General features: G+C 65.6%; 3 protein-coding genes. 1 reads left to right on the plus strand and 2 read right to left on the minus strand.

Going from position 1 to position 3550, the window contains the following annotated elements; translation table 11 throughout:
• Positions 1 to 413: 413 nt before the first annotated feature.
• Positions 414 to 1475 (plus strand): alpha/beta hydrolase, encoded by a 1062-nt coding sequence (locus EOD07_RS26900; RefSeq protein ID WP_127237564.1) that lies wholly within the window; start codon positions 414 to 416, stop codon positions 1473 to 1475.
• A gap of 129 nt (positions 1476 to 1604) precedes the next feature.
• On the opposite strand, the gene pyk is transcribed toward EOD07_RS26900, so the two are convergent.
• The gene (gene pyk, locus EOD07_RS26905) at positions 1605 to 3032 is read right to left on the minus strand and encodes a pyruvate kinase (RefSeq protein WP_071071380.1); all 1428 of its coding nucleotides are present in this window, start codon (positions 3030 to 3032) and stop codon (positions 1605 to 1607) included.
• The coding region (locus EOD07_RS26910; RefSeq protein WP_245470507.1) for a DUF1036 domain-containing protein at positions 3029 to 3550 on the minus strand (522 nt) is incomplete at its 5' end. The genes EOD07_RS26910 and pyk, both read right to left, overlap by 4 nt.

Consider the following 3550-nt stretch of genomic DNA (forward strand, 5'->3'; position numbering starts at 1 on the left):
ATCTGATAACTTGCATGACGGACGGTCTCCTCTGCTGGAGTTAATCACAGCCCAGTTTGGCACATTCGATGCCGCAAGGGGCCGTCCACCCATCATTCTAGGGCGGAGCAAGGAGCGAAGCGACGCGGCGCAGACCCCAGAATCCATGCCGTTACTTTGGAGCGTCGCTCACGGTGCAGAATTTTGCTCCGCTGCATCCTGCGATCGACGTCACGGCATGGATCCTCGGGTCTCCGCGTCCGCTTCGCTCCCGCTCCGCCCGTGGATGACGAAGCTGAGGGGCTTCGGCCAATCTCGAACGTCTGCGATAGCTCACCGACGACCAGGCAAATTCTGGCTGCCAACACGCCCCCAACCTGTCAAAGTCACAGCACCCACAAAACCAATTCCGCCCTTCGCCCGTATTCATCCGCATGAATCTCATCTGCGCCGCCCTCCTCTTCCTCGTCGCGCTTTTCTTTGCCCTCGCCGGCGTCACCCGCGCCGGCGTCTGGTCGATCGAGCGTCGCAATCCGCCCGTCGGCGCGTTCGCCGAGATCAGGGGCACGCGCATCCACCATGTCCATATCCCGGCGCCGGCCGGGGCCGATCTGCCGCCGGTCGTCTTCATCCATGGCGCCAGCGCCAATCTCAAGGATCAGATGCTGCCGCTGAAGCCGCTGCTCGAAGGGCGCGCCGAGATGCTGTTCCTCGACCGGCCGGGTTTCGGCTGGTCGGCGCGCGGCGACAATGAGAAGCTTGCCGCGCAGGCGGACACGATCGCCGCGCTGATGGACCGCTTGGGCATCGAAAAGGCGGTCATCGCCGCCCATTCCTTCGGCGGCGCGATCACCACGGCCTTCGCCCGCCGGCATCCCGAAAAGACGTTGGGGTTGGTCTTCGTCTCGCCCGCCACGCATCCATGGCCGGGCGGCGCGACCGCCTGGTATTACAAGCTCGCCGCCACGCCGGTGATCGGCTGGCTGTTTTCCGAAACGCTTGCTTATCCGGCCGGCATGCTGCGGATCGGCGATGCCACCGCTTGCGTCTTCTCGCCCAACAAAGTGCCGGAGTTCTATATCGGCGACGCCTCGATCCCGCTGGTGCTCAGGCCATCCGCCTTCCGCGCCAACGCCCGCGACGTCGCCCAGCTCTACGACTATGTCCGCGCCGCCTCACCCTCATACCGCGAGATCAAGGCGCCGACCGTCGTCATCTCGGGCGACCGCGACAAGGTGGTCTACGCGACGATCCATTCCGTCGGCCTCGAGCGCGACATTCCCGGCGCCGAGTTGGTCTGGGTCCGCAATCTCGGCCACAAGCCGGACTGGATCGCGCCCGACCTCGTGATCGGCGCCATTGCGAAAGTGGCTGGCGCGCCGATCGACCTACAAGCGATGGCCAGAACCGTGGAGGGCCGGATCGCCGGCGATGCCTATCATGACGGCAAATGCCCGGACATCAAAGTGCCCGATGCCGAGCTCGCGCCGACCTGAAACCTCGGGAATCAGCTCCTGAATGCCCCGGCAAGTACGGTTAGGTGTGCCGAGATTCAGGTCAGGCCGCGCCGAAAGTGGTGGCTTCCGAGAACCGGAGCGGAGCGTACTCCCGAATATCGGCACGCCCTAATGCGTATCCGACCCCACATAGGCAATGCGCAGCATATTGGTGGAGCCCGGCGTCCTGAGCGGCACACCGGCGGTGATGATCACCCGGTCGCCAGGCTTGCCGAAACCTTCTTCCAGCGCGATCCGGCAGGCCCGGTCGACCATGTCGTCGAGATCGGTGGCGTCCTCCGAAACCACGCAATGCGTGCCCCACAAGAGCGACAGGCGGCGCGCGGTGTTGAGGATCGGCGACAGCGCCACGATCGGCACCTGCGGGCGCTCGCGCGCGGCGCGCAGGCCGGTGGTGCCTGAGGCGGTGTAGGAGATGATCGCCGACAGTTTCAGCGTCTCGGCAATCTCGCGGGCGGCGAGCGAAATGGCGTCGGCCCCGGTCGCCTCGGGCTCCGAGCGCTGCGCGTTGATGATGCCGGCATAGGTCGGATCGGTTTCGACCTTGGTGGCGATGCGGTTCATCATGGCGACCGCCTCGACCGGATAGGCGCCGGCCGCGGATTCTGCCGAAAGCATGATCGCGTCCGCGCCTTCGAAGACGGCGATCGACACGTCGGAGACCTCGGCGCGGGTCGGCACGGGCGCGGTGATCATCGATTCCAGCATCTGCGTGGCGATCACCACCGGCTTGCCGGCACGGCGCGCCGCGCGGGTGATCTGCTTCTGGATGCCGGGCACCGCCTCGACCGGCATCTCGACGCCGAGATCGCCGCGGGCGACCATCAGCGCGTCGGAGAGCTCAATGATCTCGGGGAGCCGGGCAACCGCCTGGGGCTTCTCGATCTTGGCCATGATCAGCGCGCGGCCGCGCGCGATCTTGCGGGCCTCCGCCAGGTCCTCCGGCCGCTGCACGAAGGACAGCGCCACCCAGTCGACGCCGGTGGCAAGCACCGCGTCGAGATCGGCGCGATCCTTCTCGGTCAGCGCGCCGACCGGCAGATCGGTGTCGGGCAGGCTGACGCCCTTCTTGTCGGAAATGCCCGAGCCGGCGACGACCGTGCAGGTGATCGACTTGCCGTCGGCCTTCACCGCCTTCAGCTCCAGCTTGCCGTCGTCGATCAAAAGTCGGTGGCCGGCCTCGACCGAGCTCAGGATTTCCGGATGCGGCAGGTAGACACGGCTGGACGTGCCCGGTTCCGGATTGTCGTCGAGGGTGAAGGTCTGGCCGACGGTCAACGCTTCCTTGACGTTGGCGAACTTGCCGACCCTGAGCTTCGGCCCCTGCAAATCGGCGAGGATGCCGATCGGCCGGCCGACGGCGGCCTCGACGGCGCGGATGCGACCGACCAGCGTGCGCATCAGCTCGTGATCGGTGTGGCTCATATTGATGCGGAAGACATCGGCGCCGGCTTCGAAGAGCTTTCTCAGCATCTCCTCGGAGGAGGAAGCCGGACCGATGGTGGCGAGGATCTTGACCTTGCGGTTACGTCTCATTGACTGTTTGTTCCCGGAGCGGGGGCCGCCGCTGGCGCGCCTCCCGTTGCGGGCTCGTCGGTCAGCTGGACCATCCAGCTGGCCTGCTCGCCCGTGTCATATTCTTGGAATCCGGCGCGTTGGAAGCCCCGGGCGACGCAATCATTCACGCCGGCGATCTTGAACTCTTTTTCGGCGACGCACATGTTGATCGGGCCATCCCAGCGCCCGCCGCGTTCGGCGTCTTCTGCATAAAGATAATAAAACCTTGATGACAGCGGACCCTCGATCAGCGTCTTGCAGGTCGATCCTTCGATGTGCCACCAGCCCTCGGTGATCCAGCCGGCCTTGGCGCGATAGCCGATGCCGACGCCCACCAGATTTTGCGTTGCGTTGCAAACGCGGAAGTCGGCCCGGGCCGGCGAGGTCGCGAAAACCGCGCACGATCCCGCGCCGATGATCAGCAACGGCACGGCCAGGCGCTTGCGCAACCGGCCGGCAAAACCCATCGCAGATTCCCTTGCGAACCACATTTGCAT

This window comes from Mesorhizobium sp. M2C.T.Ca.TU.002.02.1.1, from assembly GCF_003997225.1.

Coding starts and splice junctions, on each gene's coding strand:
- EOD07_RS26900 (WP_127237564.1), top strand. CDS start 414: ATGAATCTCATCTGCGCCGCCCTCCTCTTCCTCGTCGCGCTTTTCTTT.
- pyk (WP_071071380.1), bottom strand. CDS start 3,032: ATGAGACGTAACCGCAAGGTCAAGATCCTCGCCACCATCGGTCCGGCT.